The sequence below is a fragment of the Microbacterium sp. TPD7012 genome (assembly GCF_003075395.1).
Taxonomy (GTDB): Bacteria; Actinomycetota; Actinomycetes; order Actinomycetales; family Microbacteriaceae; genus Microbacterium.
In genome coordinates, this window is record NZ_QDFV01000002.1 from 666019 (window position 1) to 686866 (window position 20848).

Annotated in this window: 17 protein-coding genes; 13 read left to right on the forward strand and 4 right to left on the reverse strand. The window is 68.5% G+C overall.

From position 1 onward, the window contains the following. The first annotated feature begins 173 nt into the window (after positions 1-173). Positions 174-4784 (forward strand): ExeM/NucH family extracellular endonuclease, encoded by a 4611-nt coding sequence (locus DC434_RS07220; RefSeq protein ID WP_243408848.1) that lies wholly within the window; start codon positions 174-176, stop codon positions 4782-4784. A gap of 60 nt (positions 4785-4844) precedes the next feature. Here the strand turns inward: DC434_RS07220 and DC434_RS07225 are convergent, their stop codons facing one another. Both DC434_RS07225 and DC434_RS07230 read right to left on the reverse strand, forming a co-directional pair. Next, the gene (locus tag DC434_RS07225) at positions 4845-5468 is read right to left on the reverse strand and encodes a glyoxalase (protein ID WP_116634589.1); all 624 of its coding nucleotides are present in this window, start codon (positions 5466-5468) and stop codon (positions 4845-4847) included. Positions 5469-5546: 78 nt separating this feature from the next. Further along, positions 5547-6350, reverse strand: coding sequence for a DeoR/GlpR family DNA-binding transcription regulator (locus DC434_RS07230; RefSeq protein WP_116634590.1), 804 nt, complete (start codon positions 6348-6350; stop codon positions 5547-5549). Positions 6351-6581: 231 nt separating this feature from the next. Between DC434_RS07230 and DC434_RS07235 the strand changes: the two genes are divergently transcribed. From DC434_RS07235 to DC434_RS07285, 11 genes are all read left to right on the forward strand, one after another. Further along, the gene (locus tag DC434_RS07235) at positions 6582-7880 is read left to right on the forward strand and encodes a sugar ABC transporter substrate-binding protein (protein WP_116634591.1); all 1299 of its coding nucleotides are present in this window, start codon (positions 6582-6584) and stop codon (positions 7878-7880) included. A gap of 86 nt (positions 7881-7966) precedes the next feature. Beyond that, the gene (locus tag DC434_RS07240; protein ID WP_116634592.1) at positions 7967-8890 is read left to right on the forward strand and encodes a sugar ABC transporter permease; all 924 of its coding nucleotides are present in this window, start codon (positions 7967-7969) and stop codon (positions 8888-8890) included. Positions 8891-8892: 2 nt separating this feature from the next. Then, positions 8893-9738 (forward strand): carbohydrate ABC transporter permease, encoded by an 846-nt coding sequence (locus tag DC434_RS07245; protein WP_116634593.1) that lies wholly within the window; start codon positions 8893-8895, stop codon positions 9736-9738. Between the two features lie 46 nt (positions 9739-9784). Then, positions 9785-10648 (forward strand): ketose-bisphosphate aldolase, encoded by an 864-nt coding sequence (locus DC434_RS07250; RefSeq protein ID WP_116634594.1) that lies wholly within the window; start codon positions 9785-9787, stop codon positions 10646-10648. A 31-nt stretch (positions 10649-10679) separates the two neighbouring features. After that, positions 10680-11888, forward strand: coding sequence for an ADP-dependent glucokinase/phosphofructokinase (locus DC434_RS07255; protein ID WP_243408849.1), 1209 nt, complete (start codon positions 10680-10682; stop codon positions 11886-11888). Further along, a complete protein-coding gene (locus DC434_RS07260) occupies positions 11885-12862 on the forward strand; it encodes a class I mannose-6-phosphate isomerase (RefSeq protein WP_116634595.1) in 978 nt (325 codons plus the stop codon). Before DC434_RS07255 ends, DC434_RS07260 begins: the two co-directional genes overlap by 4 nt. A 156-nt stretch (positions 12863-13018) precedes the next feature. Beyond that, entirely contained in the window at positions 13019-13510 is a 492-nt protein-coding gene (locus tag DC434_RS07265) for a DUF3817 domain-containing protein (protein WP_116634596.1), read from the forward strand. Further along, entirely contained in the window at positions 13507-15093 is a 1587-nt protein-coding gene (gene guaA, locus DC434_RS07270) for a glutamine-hydrolyzing GMP synthase (protein WP_116634597.1), read from the forward strand. Before DC434_RS07265 ends, guaA begins: the two co-directional genes overlap by 4 nt. Before the next feature lie 8 nt (positions 15094-15101). After that, positions 15102-16490 (forward strand): glycosyltransferase, encoded by a 1389-nt coding sequence (locus DC434_RS07275; protein WP_243408850.1) that lies wholly within the window; start codon positions 15102-15104, stop codon positions 16488-16490. 133 nt (positions 16491-16623) lie between these two features. Next, positions 16624-17049 carry a YciI family protein gene (locus DC434_RS07280; RefSeq protein ID WP_116634781.1) on the forward strand — a complete coding sequence of 142 codons (426 nt, stop codon included), beginning with the start codon at positions 16624-16626 and terminating at the stop codon, positions 17047-17049. Next, positions 17049-18344, forward strand: a complete 1296-nt coding sequence (locus tag DC434_RS07285) for an RNA polymerase sigma factor (protein ID WP_116634599.1) — start codon at positions 17049-17051, stop codon at positions 18342-18344. Before DC434_RS07280 ends, DC434_RS07285 begins: the two co-directional genes overlap by 1 nt. 71 nt (positions 18345-18415) lie before the next feature. Here DC434_RS07285 and DC434_RS07290 read toward each other — a convergent pair whose 3' ends face one another. Further along, on the reverse strand, positions 18416-18688 hold the full coding sequence (locus DC434_RS07290; RefSeq protein WP_116634600.1) for a GlsB/YeaQ/YmgE family stress response membrane protein: 273 nt from the start codon (positions 18686-18688) through the stop codon (positions 18416-18418). Positions 18689-18862: 174 nt separating this feature from the next. Further along, entirely contained in the window at positions 18863-19771 is a 909-nt protein-coding gene (locus DC434_RS07295; RefSeq protein WP_116634601.1) for a Bax inhibitor-1/YccA family protein, read from the reverse strand. Positions 19772-19861: 90 nt separating this feature from the next. Here DC434_RS07295 and DC434_RS07300 point away from each other — a divergent pair, with 90 nt between their 5' ends. Further along, entirely contained in the window at positions 19862-20848 is a 987-nt protein-coding gene (locus DC434_RS07300) for a glycerophosphodiester phosphodiesterase family protein (RefSeq protein ID WP_116634782.1), read from the forward strand.

Here is a 20848-nt window from a genome sequence, read left to right on the forward strand (position 1 = left end):
GTCGGTGACGAATCGGAGAACTCCATTGAGGATGTCCGGAGCGCTCCGTATGCTCGCAACATGTGTGCGGGCTGGGAGACCCCGGTGCGCGCCGTGACAGATTCATGAGAGATGTCGCACCACCGACCGAGGAGACCGCACCGATGATGTCCGCTCCAGAGGACGGGAACCGCATGGCTCCCGTCGCTCACCGTACAAACCAGGGGCGCGTCGGCGCTCTCGCCGTGACCTGTGTGGCAGCGCTGGGCTTCGGCTCGCTGACCGCCGTGCCCGCCTTCGCCGATCCGGCAGGGACGGGGGTGGTGATCAACGAGGCGTACCTCTCCGGTGGCAGCGCAGGGGCCGCCTTCAAGAACAAGTTCGTCGAGCTCTACAACCCGACCTCCGAGCCGGTCGCCCTCGACGGCATGTCGCTGCAGTACCGCTCCGCGACGGGCACCGGGCCCTCGAACGGCGTCGCGCCGCTCACCGGCGTCATCCCGGCCGGCGGCTACTACCTGGTGCAGGGCAACAGCAACGGGGCCAACGGCGCCGACCTCCCGGCTCCCGACGCGGTCAGCACCCTGACCCCGAGCGGCACCACCGGCACGCTCGCGCTCGTCGAGGGCACGGCCGCCGTCACCCTCACCCCCGGCTCGGTCGCGGGCGTCGACGGCGTGGTCGATCTGCTCGGCTACGGCACCTCCAACACCTTCGAGACCGCGGCGGCCACGGCGCCGGCGGGGAACACCGACGTCAAGTCGCTGAACCGCACAGGCGGCGCCGACACCGACGACAACAGCGTCGACTTCACGCTCTCGGCCACCATCACCCCGCAGGGCACCGGCGGCACCGACCCCGATCCCGACCCCGACCCCGATCCCGATCCCGATCCGACCACGGTCGCGATCGCCGACGTGCAGGGCACGGCCGACGTCTCACCGCTGAGCGGCCAGACCGTCACGGTCGAGGGCGTCGTCACCGCCGACTACCGCACCGGCGGCTACAAGGGGATCGTCATCCAGACCCAGGGCTCCGGCGGCGCGACCGACGCCACGCCCGGAGCCTCCGACGGCATCTTCGTCTTCCTGAACGCGCTGGCCCCGACCCTCGCGATCGGCGACCTCGTCTCCGTGACCGGCGCGGTCGGCGAGTACTTCGGCCAGACGCAGCTGAACCCTGGCGCGGTGACCGACATCGAGGTGCTCGCGGCAGGTGCCGGAGTCCCCGCGGTCACGCCGCTTCCCGACACCGTGCGCGGCGCCGACCGCGAGCAGTACGAGAACATGTACGTGGCTCCGGAGGGAACCTACCGTCTGGCCTCGAGCCACCAGCTCTTCAACTTCGGCACGCTCTGGCTCAACGCCGGCGCGGACCTCAACGTCAAGAGCACCGAGACCACGCGCCCCGGTGACGCGGCGGCGGCCATCGCCGCGGCCAACCGGGCCAACCGCCTGCTGCTCGACGACGGCTGGTCCATCCAGGTGACGAACAACGGCCACCCCGGCGCCCAGCCGTACTTCACGAAGGACGCGGTGGTCCGCAACGGCGACACCGTCGACTTCGGCGACAACGGCTACGTGCTGCAGTGGGGCTTCGACGACTGGCGTCTGCAGCCCGTCATCCCGATCGACGATGCCTCTCCGGCAGACCTCAAGGTCGGCTTCGCGGCGACGAACCCGCGCACCGAGTCGGCTCCCGAGGTCGGCGGCGATGTGCAGGTGGCCTCGTTCAACGTCTACAACTACTTCACGACGCTGACGTCCGAGAACCCCGATGCCCGTGGTGCCGCGAATGCGGCCCAGTTCGCCATCCAGAAGTCGAAGATCGTCGCGGCGATCAACGGCCTGGATGCCGAGATCGTCTCGCTCATGGAGATCGAGAACTCCGTCAAGCTCGGCGAGCCGATCGACTCGGCCCTCGAGGACCTGGTCTCAGGTCTCAACGAGGACGCCGGCAGCGACGTGTGGGACTACGTGCCCACCCCTGACGCGCTGAACGACGCGGCGACGACGGACTACATCACCAACGCGATCATCTACAAGAAGGATGCCGTCACCACCGTCGGCGACAGCGCGACCGTCACCGACGAGACCGTCTGGGGCAACGCGCGTGAGCCGATCGCCCAGGCGTTCGACATCGACGGCCGGGTCGTCACCGTGGTCGCGAACCACTTCAAGTCGAAGTCGCCGCCCCAGGGCGCGGGTGCAGAGCCCGCCGACGGTCAGGGCTTCTTCAACGCCGACCGTGTCGCGCAGGCGCAGTCGCTCCTGGAGTTCACGACCGATCTGGAAGAGGCGTCGGGCAGCGGTGACATGCTGCTGATCGGCGACTTCAACGCCTATGGCAAGGAAGACCCGATCGACGTCTTCACCGCGAACGGGTGGAGCGACCTGGTCGCCGACAAGGCCGCCGGTCAGCACACGTACACGTTCGACGGCGAGCTCGGCTCGCTCGACCACGTCATCGCGTCGCCGTCGCTCGCCGCGTCCATCACGGGCGCCGGCGTCTGGGGCATCAACTCGCCGGAGTGGAGCGACCGCGGCTACGCGTTCGGCGCCACCGAGTCGGGCACGCCCTACCGTTCCAGCGACCACGACCCGATCATCGTCGGCGTCTCCTCGGAGATCCCGCCGGTGAGCATCGACGTCGTCACGGTCAACGACTTCCACGGTCGGATCGAGGCCGACGGCGCCGCCGCAGGCGCGGCCGTCCTCGCGGGTGCGGTCAAGCAGTTCCGCGACGCGAACCCGAACACGATCTTCGCCGGAGCCGGCGATCTGATCGGCGCGTCGACGTTCACCTCGTTCATCAATGACGACAACCCGACGATCGACGCGCTCAACGCCGCCGGCCTCGACGTCAGCGCCGCGGGCAACCACGAGTTCGACCAGGGCTGGGAGGACCTGCGCGATCGCGTGCAGGACCGCGCGGACTGGGAGTACATCTCGTCGAACGTGTTCGTGACGGAGACGGGTGAGCCTGCGCTCGCCCCGGCATGGGTCAAGGAGCTCGACGGCGTCAAGGTCGGGTTCGTCGGCGCCGTCACCGAGGACCTCGACTCGCTCGTGTCGCCGGAAGGCATCGCCGACCTCGAGGTGCGCAGCATCGTCGACTCGGTCAACGCGGTGGCCGACGACCTGCGCGACGGCGATGAGTCCAACGGCGAGGCGGATGTCGTCATCCTCCTCGTCCACGAGGGCGCGGAGAGCGTCGATGTCGGGGCCATCACCCCGGAATCGCCGCTGGGCGAGATCGTCTACGGCGTCGATGACGACGTGAACGCGATCGTCTCGGCGCACACGCACCTCGCGTACAACCACGTCATCGACGGCCGCCCGGTCGTCTCGGCGGGGCAGTACGGCGAGAACCTCGGTCTGATGAACATCCAGGTGGACGCGAAGACGAAGGAGCTGATCTCGATCACCAACGAGATCAAGCCCCTCACGGCTGCGGGTGCGCCGCTGTACCCGGCCGTCCCCGAGGTCGCCGACATCGTGGCCAAGGCGAAGGCCGAGGCCGACGTGCTGGGGGCGATCAAGGTCGGAGACATCACCGCCGACCTCAACCGCGCGCGTCAGACCAGCGGCTCGGAGAACCGCGGTGGCGAGTCCACCATCGGCAACTTCGTCGCCGACGTGCAGAAGTGGTCCACCGATGCCGACATCGCGCTGATGAACCCGGGCGGAATCCGGGCGAACCTCGCGTACGCCTCGACCGGAGCATCCGATCCCGACGGCAACGTCACCTACCGTGAGGCGGCGACGGTCCAGCCGTTCGCGAACACGCTGGTGACGCTGACCCTCACGGGCGCGCAGCTGAAGGGCGTGCTGGAGGAGCAGTGGCAGCCGGCGGGCTCGGCGCGGCCGTTCCTGAAGCTCGGCGCCTCCGAAGGGCTCGTGTACACCTACGACCCCGCAGGGGCGCAGGGCTCGCGGATCACGTCGATCACGCTCGACGGCACGCCGATCGATCCGGCGGCCGATTACACGGTCGCCGCGAACTCGTTCCTCGCCGCCGGTGGAGACAACTTCTCCACCTTCAAGCAGGGCACAGGCAAGCGCGACACCGGCAAGATCGACCTGCAGTCCATGGTCGACTGGTTCGACGCGAACAAGACCGCGAGTCCCGACTACGCCCAACGCGCGGTCGGCGTCGTGATCAGCCCGGCGGATGCCGACGGCTACAGCGCCGGCGACCAGGTGACGCTCTCGCTCTCCTCGCTCGCGTTCAGCGCGGGGGAGCCGGCTCCGGGCGAGGTGTCGCTCTCGCTGGGCGGCACGCAGCTCGCGGCCGGAGCGATCGATCCCGCCATCGTCGACACCACGGATGAGGTCGGGCGTGCGAGCCTGACGTTCACGGTGCCGTCGGGCGTCTTCGGGGAGCAGCAGCTCACCGTCGCGGTCGCGGGCACCGGGACCACCGTGCAGGTGCCGTTCACGATCGCGGGCGAGGAGGAGTTCGCCGGCACGATCGCGCTCGGCTCCTCGAAGGTGACGGCGGGCAAGAAGCTCACCATCACCGGCGAGGGCTACCAGCCCGGTGAGACCGTGACGGTGGAGCTGCGCCCGAAGAAGGGGCAGGCCATCGAGGTCGGCACGATCCAGGTCGGCGACGACGGCTCGTTCAGCACCTCGGTGACGGTTCCGAAGAAGACGCAGCCGGGCAAGTACACGGTGGCGGTGGCGCAGGCGGACGGTGACGAGGCGACGGCCACGGTCACGGTCAACCGCGCCGGCGGCATCGGCGGCGCCATCGGGGACATCCTCGACTGGCTGTGGGATCTGCTCACCGGGTGGTGGTGATCCTGCACGCAGGATGACAGAGCGGAGGCCGTCGGGAGAGATCCCGACGGCCTCCGTCGTTCAGGAGTACACCTCCACCGGGGCCCAGGCGAAGCCGTCGGGATCGACCGCGGTCCCGAGTGCGCCGTTGACGGTGAGCCGGTGCGATCCGGAGCCGGCAGCGGGCACGCCCGCATCCTTCGCGAGCGAGGCGTGGCGGTAGAGCCCGAGTCCGATCGGGCTCGTCCCGGTGTCGAACTGCACGTAGCTGCGGCCATAGCTCTTCGCGACGGGGATGCCACGCTCCGTGTAGAACGTCCGCGAGGCGACGACATCCTCGGCGCCGAGGAGCAGGATGATCTCGTCGACGGAGCGGCTCGGGGGAGCGGTGTCCTTCTTCGACGAAGTGGCGATCTTCCACATCGCCCCGTCCGGCGCCTGCACGGTGCCGCCCACGCCCCAGAGCGACTTCGCGACGGGCTTGACCACGCTGGCTCCCGCGGCGACGGCGGCGTCGACGAGGGCGTGCACGTTCCCCGGCTGCGAGACCACCAGCGAGAGGGTGTATCCGCGGAACCCGGATGTCTCGGCATCCGAGGTGCGGAATCGCAGACGATCGCCGAGGTCGAACGTGTCTGCGTAGAAGGACTGTGCGGCCTCGAGGTCGGCGACGTCGAGGGTGACGGAATCGATGATCGTGTTCATGTCATCGACGCTACGGAGCAGCAGCGGGCGGCACTTCTCGAATCCTGACCGATCCGCGTCTGCCCGGGCGTCGTCGACTCAGGGAGTGAGCACCTGCACGTCGGCCTGCGCGAGGGCGGCGGCGATGCGCGCCGGCGGCGGCGCGTCGGTGATCAGGTAGTCGGCGCGGTCGAGCAGCGCGATCTGCGCGAAGAAGCGGCGACCCAGCTTCGTGGAGTCGGCGAGGATCGCGGTCCGCTCCGCGCGCTGGATCATCTCGGACATCATGGCCGCATCGCCGAGGTTCGAGGTCGAGTATCCGGCCTCGTCGATCGCGCCGACCGCGATGAGTGCCAGGTCGCAGCGGATGTCGACCTCCGGTCCGCCGGGGGTCATGGTGAACGTCACCGGTCCGGTGGTCGCCTGGGTGATCGAGCGTACGGCTCCGCCGAACACGTACAGGTCGCGGAAGGCCGACGGCGAGAGCTCGCCCGGGATGCGGAGGTTGTTCGTGGCGATCGTGAGGTCGTGATGATTCCGCAGCGCTCGTGCGACCGCGAGGGTCGTCGTGCCGGCGTTCAGCATGATGACCGAGCCGTCCTCGACGAGCCCGGCCGCCACGCGCGCGATCCGCTCCTTCTCCTCGGTCTGCACGCGCATGCGCACGTCGAGCGCGCGGTCCTTGAGGGGGCCGCTCGCGGAGCTGACCGCCCCGCCGTGGGTGCGGACGAGCACGCCCTCGCGGTCGAGCTGGTCGAGGTCGCGGCGGATCGTGTCGATCGAGACGCCGAAGTGCTCGGCGAGATCGCTGACCGTCACCTGCCCGGTCTGCTCGACGTAGCTGGCGAGGTCGGCTTTTCTGCCCGCAGGCAGGCGGCGTCGCGCCGTTCCGGAAGCATCCATGACCTCATCTTTAGCACATTCGAGAGACCAACACCGCATAGTCATGCAAAAAGACGCACATCAGCGACACCGGCGATCGGTGCAGGAAATCCCTGTGATTCTGGGAGAGGCAGGAGGAAATGCGACAAAGTTGCCCTTGACGATCACGCAGATGTCGGCATAACATGGCTCAAAACCGCATGAAGAAGCATTGAAGCGCGTCATGCGGCACGATCTCGAAGAGGAGAAGTGATGAGCACAGTGGGACGAGGGCGCGGACGAACCCGAATGATCGTCGGCGCCGCGACCGCGACGGTTGCCCTTCTGGCGGTGGCGGGCTGCACGCCCAGCACCTCAGGCGACGGGGGCGGCGACGGCGAGGATGTCACGATCGAGTTCGCTCAGTGGTGGGAGCCGGAGCTGCCTGACGGCGAGTTCCGCGCGCTCATCGACAAGTTCGAGGAGGCGAACCCGGGCATCACGGTCGAACTGGTCAGCGGTCCGTACGCGTCGACCAAGGAGCAGCTCTTCGCCGGAGCGGCATCCGGCACCATGCCCGACGTCGTCGGACTCGACGGCGCCTGGGTGAACGACTTCGCCTCGCAGGGTGTGATCGCCGATCTCACCGCGCTGATGAAGGAGAACGACTACGACGACAGTCAGCTGGCCAGCCAGATCCAGGTCGACGGCAGCACCTACATGATCCCGGTCGTGAACTTCGTCTATCCGATGTTCACGAACGACGACCTGCTGGCGCAGGCCGGCGTCACCGCGCCGCCGACGAACCGCACGGAGTTCGCGGATGCCGCAGCCAAGGTCACAGCCCTCGGCGGAGACGTCTCCGGCTGGGTGCTCCCGCTGTCGCTCGAGACGCCGAACGGCGTGCAGAACGACGTGATGTCGTGGGTCTGGGCGTCGGGCGGCTCGATGCTGAAGGACGGGCAGCCCGACCTGACCAACGGCGACGTCACCTCGGCTGTCGAGTACATCGGCGGCCTGTGGGACGACGGCGTCATCGCTTCCGGATCGTTCACGATGAAGGAGCAGGACAAGGTCGAGGAGTTCACCAACGGCCGTGCCGGCATGATGATCGACTCGCTCGCGCACATCAACCTGATCCGAGAGACGAACCCCGACCTGAAGTTCTCCATCTCCGCGCTCCCCGCGGAGGACGGCTACGACGGAGAACGAGGCATCCCGTACGCATCCTGGGGCATCGGCGTCGCCGAGAACTCGGAGCACAAGGACGCCGCCTTCAAGCTCGTCTCCTTCCTGATGAGCGAGGAGACCAACTCGGAGCTCTCGACCATGGCCAACGCGTTCCCGGGCAACTCGGAATCGGTCCCGGCCTTCGTCGAGGACGACGAGCTGTTCAAGAAGGCGTTCGAGATCTACCAGGCGGGTTACCCGGCGAACGAGTTCACGGGTCTTCCTGTCGCGGAAGAGCTCATGCGTCAGCTCGGCGAGCAGCTGCAGTCGGCGTTCGACGGTCAGCAGTCGATCGACGATGCGCTCAAGAAGGCACAGGAGGCCTGGAAAGCGGAGTTCTGATCTCCCGCCTCCCGCCTCCCGCATGAACGGGGTGCCGCATCGCCACTGCGGTGCGGCACCCGACCAACCAAGGAGCACCGGTTCCCATGAGCCTGAGAACGACCGACGACACCGAGGTGATCGTCACGGGAGTGCCGCTGTCGCGCCGGCGACGTCAGCTGCGCAAGACCACGGAGTCCTACGCCTTCCTGTCGCCCACGATCATCCTGCTGCTCGTGCTGATGATCGTGCCGATCATCATGGTGATCGGCTACTCGTTCCAGGACAACGTCATCCTGAACAAGTCGCCCGAGTTCGTCGGCATCGCGAACTTCGTCGAGATCCTCGGCGATCCCGGATTCTGGAAGGCGACCGGCAACACCCTCGTCTTCACGATCGGCAGTGTGATCGCCCACCTCATCCTGGGGCTCGGCTTCGCGATGATGCTGAACAGCACGCTGCTCCACCATGCGGCCCGCGCGATCTTCCGGGCCCTCTACGTCCTTCCGTGGCTCTTCACAGTCGCGGTGATCGCCGTGCTCTGGCGCATGCTGCTCGCTCCGAACGGTGTGATCAACTTCCTGCTGAACACAGACATCGAATGGCTCGCCTCGCCGCAGCTCGCGCTCGGCACCATCACGTTCATCAACATCTGGGCGGGGTACCCGTTCTTCATGGTGAGCCTGCTCGCTGGGCTCCAGGGCATCCCCGGTGAGCTGAACGAAGCGGCGACCGTCGACGGCGCGAGCGCCATCCAGCGGTTCTGGAATGTCACGATCCCGCAGCTGCGGCCGATCATCGTCAGCCTCGTGCTGCTCGACCTGATCTGGACCTCTCAGCAGTTCGCCCTCATCTGGATGACGACGGGCGGTGGTCCGATCGACGTGACCGAGGTGCTCAGCACCTTCACGTACAAGCTGGCGTTCGCCAAGTACGACTTCTCGCTCGCCGCGACCTCCGCCGTCCTCGTGCTGCTGATGTCGATGGTGCTCGCCGTGTTCTACGTCCGTCACCAGAAAGCGAGGGACTGACCATGGCTCTCACCGTCAAGGGCAAGCGCCGGGTCGCCACCGCGGGTGTGTCCATCGGCCTGATCATCGGCGCGGTCTTCGCCGCCGGACCCGTGCTCTGGATGCTGTCCAGCTCGTTCAAGTCCAACACCCAGATCTTCGAGCTGCCCCCGCGGCTGCTCACCGACACGTTCTCGTTCGACGCCTACATCGCGATCTTCACGAACCCCGAGACCATGCGGTTCTTCCTGAACAGCTACATCGTGGCCGGTGCGGTGACCGTGCTCACCCTGATCGTCGCGATCCAGGCGGCCTACGCGTTCAGCCGGTTCGACTTCCGCGGCAAGCGCATCCTGAACGTGGTGATCGTGAGCGTGCAGGCGGTGCCGCCCATCACGCTGCTCATCCCGTACTTCGGCCTCATGGTGGCGCTGGGCCTCTACAACTCGTATGCGGGCCTGATCCTCACGTACATGGTGTTCACTCTGCCGTACGCGATCATCATGATGACCGGCTACTTCAACACCCTGCCGCGCGAGCTCGACGAGGCCGTGCGCGTGGACGGCGCCGGCTCCATGACGGCGCTCTGGCGGATCCTCGTCCCGATCTCCGTCCCCGGCATCGTCTCGGTCGGCATCTACACCTTCATGATCGCGTGGAACGAGTACCTGTTCGCGTTGACCCTGACGCGCACGATCGACATGCGCACCGTCCCCATCGGCATCCAGCTCCTCATGGGACAGCACTCCTACGAGTGGAACCAGATCATGGCGATGAGCGTGCTCGGCTCGATCCCCGTGCTGCTGCTCTTCCTCTTCTTCCAGCGCTACTTCATCAGCGGGCTGACCGCCGGCTCCGTGAAGAGCTGACCTCCGTCCGACCGGACCCACGACCACCACGAAACAGGAGAAACACGTGCTCTACACCGGCAAATCCATCCTCGACGTCGCCAATGCGAACAACTTCGCGATCCCGGCGTTCAACATCAGCGACTGGGCGATGTTCACCGGCATCATCGACATCAGCGAGGAACTGAACGCCCCGGTCATCATCGCGATCCACCCCGACGAGGTCTCGCACATCACGACCGATCTGATCACCGCGATGCGCTCGCGTGCCCATCGGGCGAGCGTCCCGGTCGCGATCCACTGGGACCACGGCGGCACGTACGAGCAAATGATCACGGCGTTCCAGGCCGGCTTCACCTCGGTCATGATCGACGCCTCGCTGCTGCCGTTCGAGGAGAACGTCGCGCTGACCCGCAAGGTCGTCGAGGCCGCGCACGCCGTCGGCGTGCAGGTCGAGGGCGAGCTCGGCACGATCGGCGCGAACGACAGCTACGGCGAGTCGGGTGCGGCGGAGATCATCTACACCAACCCCGACGACGCGGTGCGCTTCGTGCAGGAGACCGGCGTCGACAGCCTGGCCATCGCGATCGGCACCTCGCACGGGCTCTACCCGGCCGAGAAGAACCCCGAGCTGCGTCACGATCTGCTCGAGCAGATCAAGGCTGCCGTCGGCATCCCGCTCGTCCTGCACGGCGGATCGTCGAACCCCGACTCCGAGCTGCGCCGCGCCGTCGAGCTCGGCGTCAACAAGATCAACATCTCCAGCGACATCAAGGTCGCGTACCACAACCGCATGCGCGAGATCCTCGGCACCGACGAGCGTCTGCGTGAGCCGAACGCGATCCAGCCCGAGCCGATCGCCGCCATGAAGGCCACGGCGGCTGAGAAGATCAAGCTGTTCGGTGCCGACGGCAAGGCCGGCCTGTACTGACGCACGAATCGACGGGGAGGGCGCTCGACGGATGATCGGCGATGTGGGCAGGCAGCTGGTGCTCGGGCTCGGCGGCACGGTCGACTACGAGCTGCGGTGGGACTCCGCGGTGCTCGAACGGCTCGCCGGCGCGCATGAGGTGGGCGTCGGCGACCTCACCACGACGGGGCCGATCGTCGACGAGCGCTCTCTCCTGGTCGCCGTGCTCGCCTTCGCCGCAGAGGGGATCGGGGCGGAGCGCTTCGTCGCCTCCTCCGAGGTCGTCGAGCGCTTCGCCGCGCACTTCGTCTACGACGTGACCCTGGGCGGCACGGGGGTCCGCGCCGGTCTCGTGCTCGACGGTCTCGGCATCCCGAGCGTGCAGCATCTGGTGAGCATCGACGACAACGTGCGTCGGCTTCTTCCCGACAGGATCACGATCCTGTCGTCCGCCGACGGGGACACGCTGGATCCGCACCTGATCGTGCAGTATCCGGCGGGGGCGCGTGTGCGCCTGACCGACGGCGAGGTGGTCTCGTCCGGGGCCAATCGGCTCATCTTCGCCAACGATCCGCCGAATCGGACGATGGCGATCGCCGCAGGCCTCTCCGAGGCGCTCGCGGAGGCTTCCGCGTTCCTCATCTCGGGGTTCAACACGATGCAGGACCACGACCTGCTGGTGCGGAGACTCAGCGAGCTCCTCACCGCGATGGCGCGCCTTGCGGCGGGGGCTCTGGTGTACTACGAGGACGCCGGCTTCTACACCCGCGCGTTCGCCGAGACGGTGCGCGCGCGGCTGCTGCCGCACATCCACGTGTACGGCATGAACGAGGACGAGCTGCAGGAGTATCTCGGCCGGGCTGTCGATCTGCTCGATCCGGCGCAGGTCGCCGCGGCGCTGGGGCAGATCCACCGGCTGATCCCCGTGCCCGCCCTCGTGGTGCACACGCGCTACTGGGCGCTCGCGGTCGGACCCGACGCGTCGCGGCATCGTCCGGCGTTGGAGAGCGCGGTGCGGGTGGCCGCGACCCGCTATCGTCTCGGAGACGGGTTCACCGCCGCCGACGCGGACGCGACGGCCGCCATGAAGCGGCACGGCGGGGGAGTCTCGCTCGTCCGTGCGATCGAAGAAACCACCCCGGATGCCGTCGGCGTCGCCGCGTTCGCCCTCGATGTCGCATCGCCCACCACCATCGGCCTCGGTGACACCTTCGTCGGCGGATTCCTCGCGGCCCACGCCCGGAACGGAGAACAGCAGTGAAACCGATCATCATCCCCTCGAATCGCCCACCGGAACGCTTCTACCGCGGCGGCGCCCGGATCTCCGCGTTCCGAGGGGAAGCGGCGGCGGCTCCCCGTGAGCCGGAGGACTGGGTCGGGTCCACGACGACGATCCGTGGCGAGGAGGCCCTCGGCCTGACCAGCCTCGCGGACGGGCGGCTGCTCCGCGACGCGATCGACGCGGATCCGGTCGCGTGGCTCGGCGAGCGTCACGCGCGGCGCTGGGGTTCCGACGCCCGCCTGCTGGTCAAGCTCCTCGACGCCGGTCAGCGCCTGCCCGTGCATGCCCACCCGCACGACGACTTCGCTGCCTCGCACCTCGGCCGTGCGCATGGCAAGGCCGAGGCGTGGTACATCCTCGAGGGCGGCACGGTCCATGTCGGGCTGCGCGAGGATGTGGCGGTCGAGGCCCTCGCCGATCTCGTCGCGCGCCAGGACGTCGATACGCTCCTCGGCCTTCTGCACGCCGTCGAGGTGCAGCCGGGCGACGTCGTCTGGGTCCCGCCGGGAGAGCTGCACGCGATCGGCGCCGGCGTGCTCCTCGTCGAGCTGCAGCAGCCCGAGGATCTGTCGATCCTGCTCGAGTGGGAGGGGTTCGAGATCGACGGCCCTCAGCACGGGCACCTGGGCCTCGGCTTCGACCTCGCGCTCGCCGCCGTGACCAGGACGGCGCGGAGTCTCGCCGAGATGGGAGCGCTCGTGCATGCGGCGCCGCCGTCGGGCTCGGTGTTCCCCCGCGATGCCGACGAGTACTTCCGCCTGGAGCGGATGCCGGTCCACGGCGCTGCCGTCGTCGAGCCGGGCTTCGCGATCGTCGTCGTGGTCAGCGGAACGGTCGATCTCGCCGGGCAGCAGCTCGCCGCCGGCGCGACGGTGCTCGTCCCCGCAGCCGCGGGCCGTCTCGAGGTCAGCGGAGACGGCGAGCTGCTGGTCGCTCGTCCGCCGGCGCCCTGAGCGGCATCCCGTGCACAACCGCGGAGATGGGGCCCGACACGCCGCCGGAACGGACCGGACGCCCGGGGATTCGCCTTCGATCTCCGAAGTCGTGCACGCGCGGAGGCGGTGCCGACACCTGAATCGGACCGTTCGCGCGCCGTCTAGACTGGACTCATGCCCGAACCGAAAGTCGCCAGCTTTCCGGCGATCCGCGGTGCGCTGAAGTTCTACCAGATCGCGTCGATCATCACCGGAGTCATGCTGCTCCTGCTGGTCGCCGAGATGGTGCTGAAGTACACGCCGATCCACCTCGAACTCTTCGCCGGGGGCTCGGGCGGACCGCTCTGGTTCGCTCCGGTCGTCGAGGGCCCGGAGGGCCTCGAATCCACGGGCGACGGATTCAACCTGTCGCTGTTCATCCTCGTGGCGCACGGCTGGTTCTACGTCGTCTACCTGTTCGCGTGCTTCCGCATGTGGAGCCTGATGCGCTGGCCGTTCCTCCGCTTCATCCTGCTCGCGCTCGGCGGTGTGATCCCGCTGCTCTCGTTCATCATGGAGACGATCGTCGCCCGCGACGTGAAGACCTATCTCGCCACCAGGGAGGCCGCAGACGCTTCGACAAGCTCAGCGACCCACCCGAACAATGCCCCGGAAGGTGTCCGTTGACCGAGCATTCCGAGACCGAGCAGCGCCCTGCTCTCGTCGTCGACTTCGGCGCGCAGTACGCGCAGCTGATCGCCCGCCGTGTGCGTGAGGCGGGTGTGTACAGCGAGATCGTGCCGCACACCGCCACCGCCGAGGAGATCGCGGCGAAGAACCCGGTGGCGATCATCCTCTCCGGCGGGCCCTCGTCCGTCTACGAGGAGGGCGCTCCGCGCCTCGACCCGGCCGTGTTCGACCTCGGCGTCCCGACGCTGGGCATCTGCTACGGCTTCCAGTACATGGCGCAGACCCTCGGCGGCGAGGTCGCCCACACGGGCTTGCGCGAATACGGCGCGACGGATGCCGTCATCTCGGGTGACGGCGGAACCCTCCTCGGCGGCCAGCCGGCGGAGCAGAACGTGTGGATGAGCCACGGCGACCAGGTCGCCAAGGCTCCCGAGGGCTTCGAGGTCCTCGCGACCACCGACGCCACCAAGGTCGCGGCGTTCGCGAACGAGGAGCGCGGCTTCTACGGCGTGCAGTGGCACCCCGAGGTCAAGCACTCGGACCACGGCCAGCGCGTGCTGGAGAACTTCCTGCACAAGGGCGCCGGTCTCGCCTCCGACTGGAACAGCGGCAATGTGATCGCCGAGCAGATCGAGCGCATCCGCGAGCAGGTCGGCGACGCCCGCGTCATCTCGGCCCTCTCCGGCGGCGTCGACTCCGCGGTGTCGACGGCTCTCGTGCACAAGGCGATCGGCGACCAGCTGACCGCCGTGTTCGTCGACCATGGGCTCCTTCGCAAGGGCGAGCGCGAGCAGGTCGAGAAGGACTACGTCGAATCCACCGGCGTCCGACTCATCACGGTCGATGCCGCCGACACCTTCCTCGGTCACCTCAAGGGGGTCACCGACCCCGAGGAGAAGCGCAAGATCATCGGCCGCGAGTTCATCCGCGCGTTCGAGAAGGTGCAGCTCGACCTCGTCGCCGAGGCGAAGGCCTCGGGCGGCGCTCCCGTGAAGTTCCTCGTGCAGGGGACGCTGTACCCCGACGTCGTCGAGTCCGGCGGCGGAGCGGGCACCGCGAACATCAAGTCGCACCACAACGTGGGCGGACTTCCCGACGACCTCGACTTCGAGCTCATCGAGCCGCTGCGCGCGCTGTTCAAGGACGAGGTCCGCGCGATCGGCCGCGAGCTCGGCATCCCCGAGGCGATCGTCGGCCGCCAGCCGTTCCCCGGCCCCGGTCTCGGCATCCGCATCATCGGCGAGGTCACGGCCGATCGTCTCGAGATCCTGCGCGAGGCCGATGCCATCGCCCGTGAGGAGCTCACCAAGGCGGGCCTCGACCAGGAGATCTGGCAGTGCCCCGTCGTGCTCCTCGCCGACGTGCGCTCGGTCGGCGTGCAGGGCGACGGCCGCACCTACGGGCACCCGATCGTGCTGCGTCCGGTCTCCAGCGAAGACGCCATGACGGCCGACTGGACTCGCCTGCCGTACGACGTGCTGTCGAAGATCTCGAACCGCATCACGAACGGCGTCCGCGACGTGAACCGCGTCGTGCTCGACGTGACGTCGAAGCCGCCGGGAACGATCGAGTGGGAGTAGGGGACGCCGTGTCCCCGGATACGGCGGCCGGGGAGCTCCCCGACGCCGAGTACCTGGTGCTGTCCAGCCGTCTGATCCCGGGTCGGGACGGCGGATACACGATCGCCTCGCTGGCCCGCGCCCGGCAGCTGGCCCGTGCCGGCGTCGCCGACGGCTGTGGGCCGCAGCTGCTCACCTTCGATCCCGGTACGGCGGCCGCGCACGCGGAGCACCGGGCGTTCTTCGCCGAGCACGGCGAGCTGACCGACCCGTCGCGGATGCGCAATCTCTTCGACGAGGCGGCCGCGCCCGGCGGGGGAGCGGCGGCCTGGCTCCTCGCGGCGGCGGATGCTGCGGCGTCACCCGAGCCCGGCATCGAGTACCGGGTGCTCGAGGACGCCGACGGCCGCCCGTTCGCGGCGCTGCCGGTCATCCCCGGGAATCCCGACTGGCATCTCACCGAGCAGCCCGTGCTGATCCACGATGCATCGGGGGAGGTCGTGGGCGGTGTCCGCGGGTTCCGCGGGCTGTACTGTGCGTGGCTCGACCACGTCACGGCGTCCTTCGGCGACCGCCGCATCGTCGTGATCTGCGAGTCCCGACAGCTCGGCGAGCTCGTCGCGGACTGGTCGGATCCCCGTGTGCGCATCATCCACCCGATCCACACCATCCACCTCGAGGCGCCGTACACGCCGGATGCGCCGATGAGCGTGTTCTGGAAGCGCTGGCTCGCGCTGGCCGACCGGTTCGACGCGGTCGTGTGGCCGACCGAGACGCAGCGCGACGACGTGGTGGCCCGGTTCGGCGACGCGGCGCGGCACGTCGTCGTCCCCAACCCCATCACACCGGTCGAGCGGCGGGATGACCTGCGCGAGGACGGCCTGGTCGTCGTGCTCGGGCGGCTCGCTCCCGCCAAGCGCGTCGATCAGGCGATCCGCGCATTCCTCGCCGCCGATGTTCCGGGCGCCCGGCTGGAGATCTGGGGCGAGGGAGCCGAGCACGAGAAGATCCAGACCCTGCTCGACGAGCTCGATGCGGGGGAGCGGATCCTGCTCGCGGGCTACACCGACGACCCGGGGCGGGTGCTCGATCGTGCGTCCGTCGTCGTGACGTCCACGGCGTTCGAAGGCCAGCCGCTCGGAGTGGTCGAGGCGCTGCTGCATGGTGCGCCCGTCATCGCCTACGACGTGCGCTACGGCATCCGCGATGTGCTGCAGCAGGGCGGGGGAGTCCTGGTCCCCGGCGGCGACGTCGACGCCCTGGGCGACGCCCTGCGGCGCGTGCTCACTGACGACGAGTGGCGCGCGCGGCTCAGCGCCGAGGCCCCCGCGGTCGCAGCGGCCTGGAACCCCGAGCACTCCCTCGCCGCTCTCGCCGCGGTGATCCGGGACGCGGTATCGCGTCCTTCGCGCCGCTGAGCTCCGCGCGCTACCGGAACGGCCTCGAGAGAGAATCTCGAGAAAATCTCCCGAGGATGTCGATCCGGGGCATTCCCGTTCGACGTCTGTGATGAGAGGGTCGAGAGACGGCCCCTCGAACAAGGAGAACATCATGAAGTACATGCTCATCATGCGCGCGACCGACGAAGCGGTGGAGTCCTTCAAGGAGATGCCGTTCGAAGAGGTCATCGAGGCGATGGGGAAGTACAACGAGTCCATGATCAAGGCCGGCGTGCTGGCCGCGGGTGAAGGCCTCACCGACGCCGCCGAGGGATTCGTCGTCGACTTCAGCGCCGAGACGCCCCTGATCACTGACGGCCCCTACGGCGAGACCAAGGAGCTCTTCAACGGTTTCTGGATCATCGAGGTCTCCAGTCGCGAGGAGGCTGCCGAGTGGGCGAGCCGCGCACCCCTCGGACCCGGCTCCTTCCTCGAGGTGCGCCGCGTCACCGACATGTCCGACTTCCCCGCCGACAACGAGTGGATCCAGAAGGAAGAGGGCTGGCGCGACGAGCAGGCGCAGCGCGCACAGCAGTGATGGACGACTCCCCGCGCAGCGAGACGGCGCGTTCCGCCCCCGATCAGGGGTCGACGGAGCGCGCCGTCGCCGCCGTCTGGCGCATCGAATCCGCGCGCATCGTCGGTGCCCTCACCCGCATCGTCGGCGACTTCGGCCTGGCGGAGGATCTCGCGCAGGAGGCGCTCGTCGACGCGCTGCGGCAGTGGCCCGTCGAGGGAGTTCCGCGCAACGCGGCGGCCTGGCTCACCGCGGTCGCGAAGCGCAAGGCCATCGACGGGTGGCGCCGTCGCGAGCGGCTCGACGAGCGCGTCGCGCTGCTCGCCCACGACCTGGAGCGGGAGCAGGCGGAAGCGGGGGACATGCTGTGGGATCCGGATGCCGTCGACGACGACGTCCTGCGCCTGATCTTCATCGCCTGTCACCCGGTGCTCTCGAAGGAGGCGCAGGTCGCACTCACCCTGCGCGTCGTCGCCGGTCTGTCGAGCGAGGAGATCGCCCGCGCGTTCCTCGTGCCGACGGCGACCGTGCAGCAGCGGATCGTCCGTGCGAAGAAGACGCTCGCCGCCGCGAACGCCCCGTTCGAGGTGCCGCCCCGCGAGGAGCACGCGCAGCGCCTCGGAGCCGTCCTGGGGGTGCTCTATCTGATCTTCAACGAGGCGCACGCCGCGTCGAGCGGCCCGGACCTGATGCGGCCGGAGCTCAGCGACGAGGCGATCCGGCTCGGCAGAGTGCTGGCGGCGCTGATGCCCGGCGAGCCCGACGTGCACGGCCTGCTCGCGCTCATGGAGCTGACGGCGGCACGGTTCGCCGCTCGGGTGGACGCGAACGGCGACCCCGTGCTGCTGGCCGATCAGGACCGGCGCCGCTGGGATCGCAGCCGCATCTCGCGGGGTCGTGCGGCTCTCGCTGCGGCGGATGCCGTCGGTCGCGGTCGCGGCGCCTACAGCCTGCAGGCAGCGATCGCCGAGTGCCATGCCGTCGCGGCATCCGTCGACGACACCGACTGGGACCGGATCGTGCTGCTCTACGAAGCGCTGGGACGCATCGCCCCCTCACCTGTGGTCGAGCTGAACCGTGCGGCCGCGGTGGCGATGGCCACGGGCCCGGCATCGGCGTTGCGCATCATCGACCAGCTGTCGTCGTCGGGCGTGCTGCGCGGCTACCATCTGCTGCCCGCGACGCGCGGCGAGCTGCTCCTGCGTCTCGGGCGGGAGGAGGAGGCGCGGAGCGAGTTCGCCGTGGCAGCGGGGCTGGCCGGAAATGACCGGGAGAGAGCGCTGCTGGATCGGAAGGCGCACGGACACGAAAGATGACCCGCCCCTCCGACAGCTGATGCTGCCGGAGGGACGGGTCTCTGGGGTGCTGTGCGGGCGTCAGTATCCGCTCAGTTGCGAGCCTTGCTGCCGCGGCCGACGATCAGGCCGTAGATCAGCAGCACGACGATGGCGCCGCCGATCGCGAGGAGCCAGGTCTGCAGGCTCCAGAACTCCTCCAGGCCCACACCGAAGATGACGGATCCGAGCCAGCCGCCCAGGAAGGCGCCGACCACGCCGAGCAGGAGCGTGACGATCCAGCCGCCGCCCTGCTTGCCCGGGAGGATCAGCTTGGCGATGGCGCCGGCGATGAGGCCGAGAAGAAGGAATCCGAGGAAACTCATGGTCTGCTCCTTTGTGTTGCGAATACCCGTGGTGTCGGGTCTCGCAGATGACTATGCCGTTCGACTATCCGCGAGGACACCCCCTTGCGCGCACCTCCCCGGGTATGGCAAGAGGCCCGCCTCCCCAGGGAGACGGGCCTCTCGACGAGGTCTCTGATCAGCTGATCATCGTGATCAGTTGCTGCGGACGATCGCGATGATGCGCAGGATCTCGACGTAGAGCCAGACGACCGTGACCATGATGCCGAAGGCGCCCATCCAGCCGAACTGGCGCGGAGCGCCGTTGCGGACGCCCTGCTGGATCTGGTCGAAGTCGAGCACCAGCGAGTACGCGGCCATGATGACGACGAGCACACCGATGATGAGTCCGAGCGGGATTCCGGCGATCGACGCGCTCAGCAGGCCGAACGCCTGTCCCTCGGGCAGCACGCCCGTCCACATCAGGACGAGGTTCAGCAGCGAGAAGACGAGGTAGCCGACCATGGCGATCATGAAGACCTTGGTGGCCTTCTTCGAGGCGCGGATCTTGCCGCTGGCGAAGAGGGCCAGCGTGACGCCGACGACGGAGACCGTCGCGAGGGTCGCCTGGAAGACGATGCCGGGGTAGATGACCTCGAAGAACGCCGAGATGCCACCCACGAAGAGGCCCTCGAAAGCCGCGTAGGCGAAGATCAGCGCGGGGCGCACCTTCTTGCGCGACGTGAAGGTGATGACCATGGCGAGCACGAAGCCGCCGAGGGCGCCGATGATCCACGGCAGCATCGAGACGCCGCCGTACGGGTTCATCTGGACCCCGCCGAGCGTCCAGACCCAGCCGACGGCCGCGGTCACGAGAAGGATGGCGAACAGGCCGGCGGTCTTCCAGACGGTGTCCTCGACGGACATCCGGTCGGTCTCGATGGCGCCGGCGGGAGGTGCCGCGTACATGCCCTCGAGCTGCGCGTTGGCCGCGGCATCCATCGTGGCGTGCTGGAAGGAGGCGTTCTGCGCACCCTGAGCGGCCTGCGGTCCGCCCGGGTAGGTCGCGACATTGCGCGGATCCTGCTGCTTGAACGCCGGGTTGTTGAAGGCGAAGTTGCTCATTGGTGGGCCTCACTCCAAAAGGGGGTCGTAGGTCGCTTTCCTCTACGATACCCGCGTGGTGGCGGGTGTGGGGTGTTCTACGCTGAGAGCGTGCCAAGGAAATCGCCCCTCGTCATCGGGCATCGTGGTGCGCCCGGCTACCGCCCGGAGCACAGCCGTTCCTCCTACGAACTCGCACTGGCGATGGGCGTCGACGCGGTGGAGCCCGACGTGGTGGCCACGAAGGACGGCGTCCTCGTCGTCCGCCACGAGAACGAGATCTCCGGCACGACCGACATCGCCCGGCATCCGGAGTTCGCCGACCGCAAGACGACCAAGCGCGTCGACGGGCAGGCGCTGACGGGCTGGTTCACCGAGGACTTCACCTGGGCGGAGCTGTCGACCCTGCGCGGGCGCGAGCGGCTGCCCGAGGTGCGCGCCTCCAGTGCGAGCTTCGACGACTCGCAGGCGATCCTGCGTCTGCGCGACGTGCTCGACATCGTGCGCGAGGGGTCGGCGGAGCACGGCCGCGAGATCGGCGTCGTGCTCGAGGTAAAACACGCGACGTACTTCGCCAGCATCGGCCTGGATCTCGCACCGCTCATCGAGAGGGAGCTCCGGGATGCGGGCTGGGCGGACGGCGAGCTGCCGCTGATCATCGAGTGCTTCGAGTCCACCGTGCTCGGCCAGCTGCGCGCACGCGGGATCTCCGCGTCGTACGTGTATCTCATCGAGGCGGCGGGGCGCCCGTACGACCTGCTCGTCGCCGAGGGCAAGCAGGCGCTCACCTACAAGGCGACGGTCACGCCGCACGGCCTCGACGAACTGGTCGGCAAGGTCGACGGGATCAGCGTGAACAAGAAGATGCTGCTCGCCCGCGGCAGCACGATCGTGCCGGACGCGCACGCGCGCGGGCTCAAGGTCTTCACCTGGACATGCCGCCCGGAGAACGCGTTCCTCGCGGCGGAGTTCCGAGGGCCCGGCGGCAAGGGAGCCTTCGGCGACTACGAGTCGGAGTGGGGCGTGATCGCCCGATCGGGCGTCGACGGCGTCTTCGTCGACCACCCCGACCTGGGCGTGAGCTTCTTCCGCAGCTGA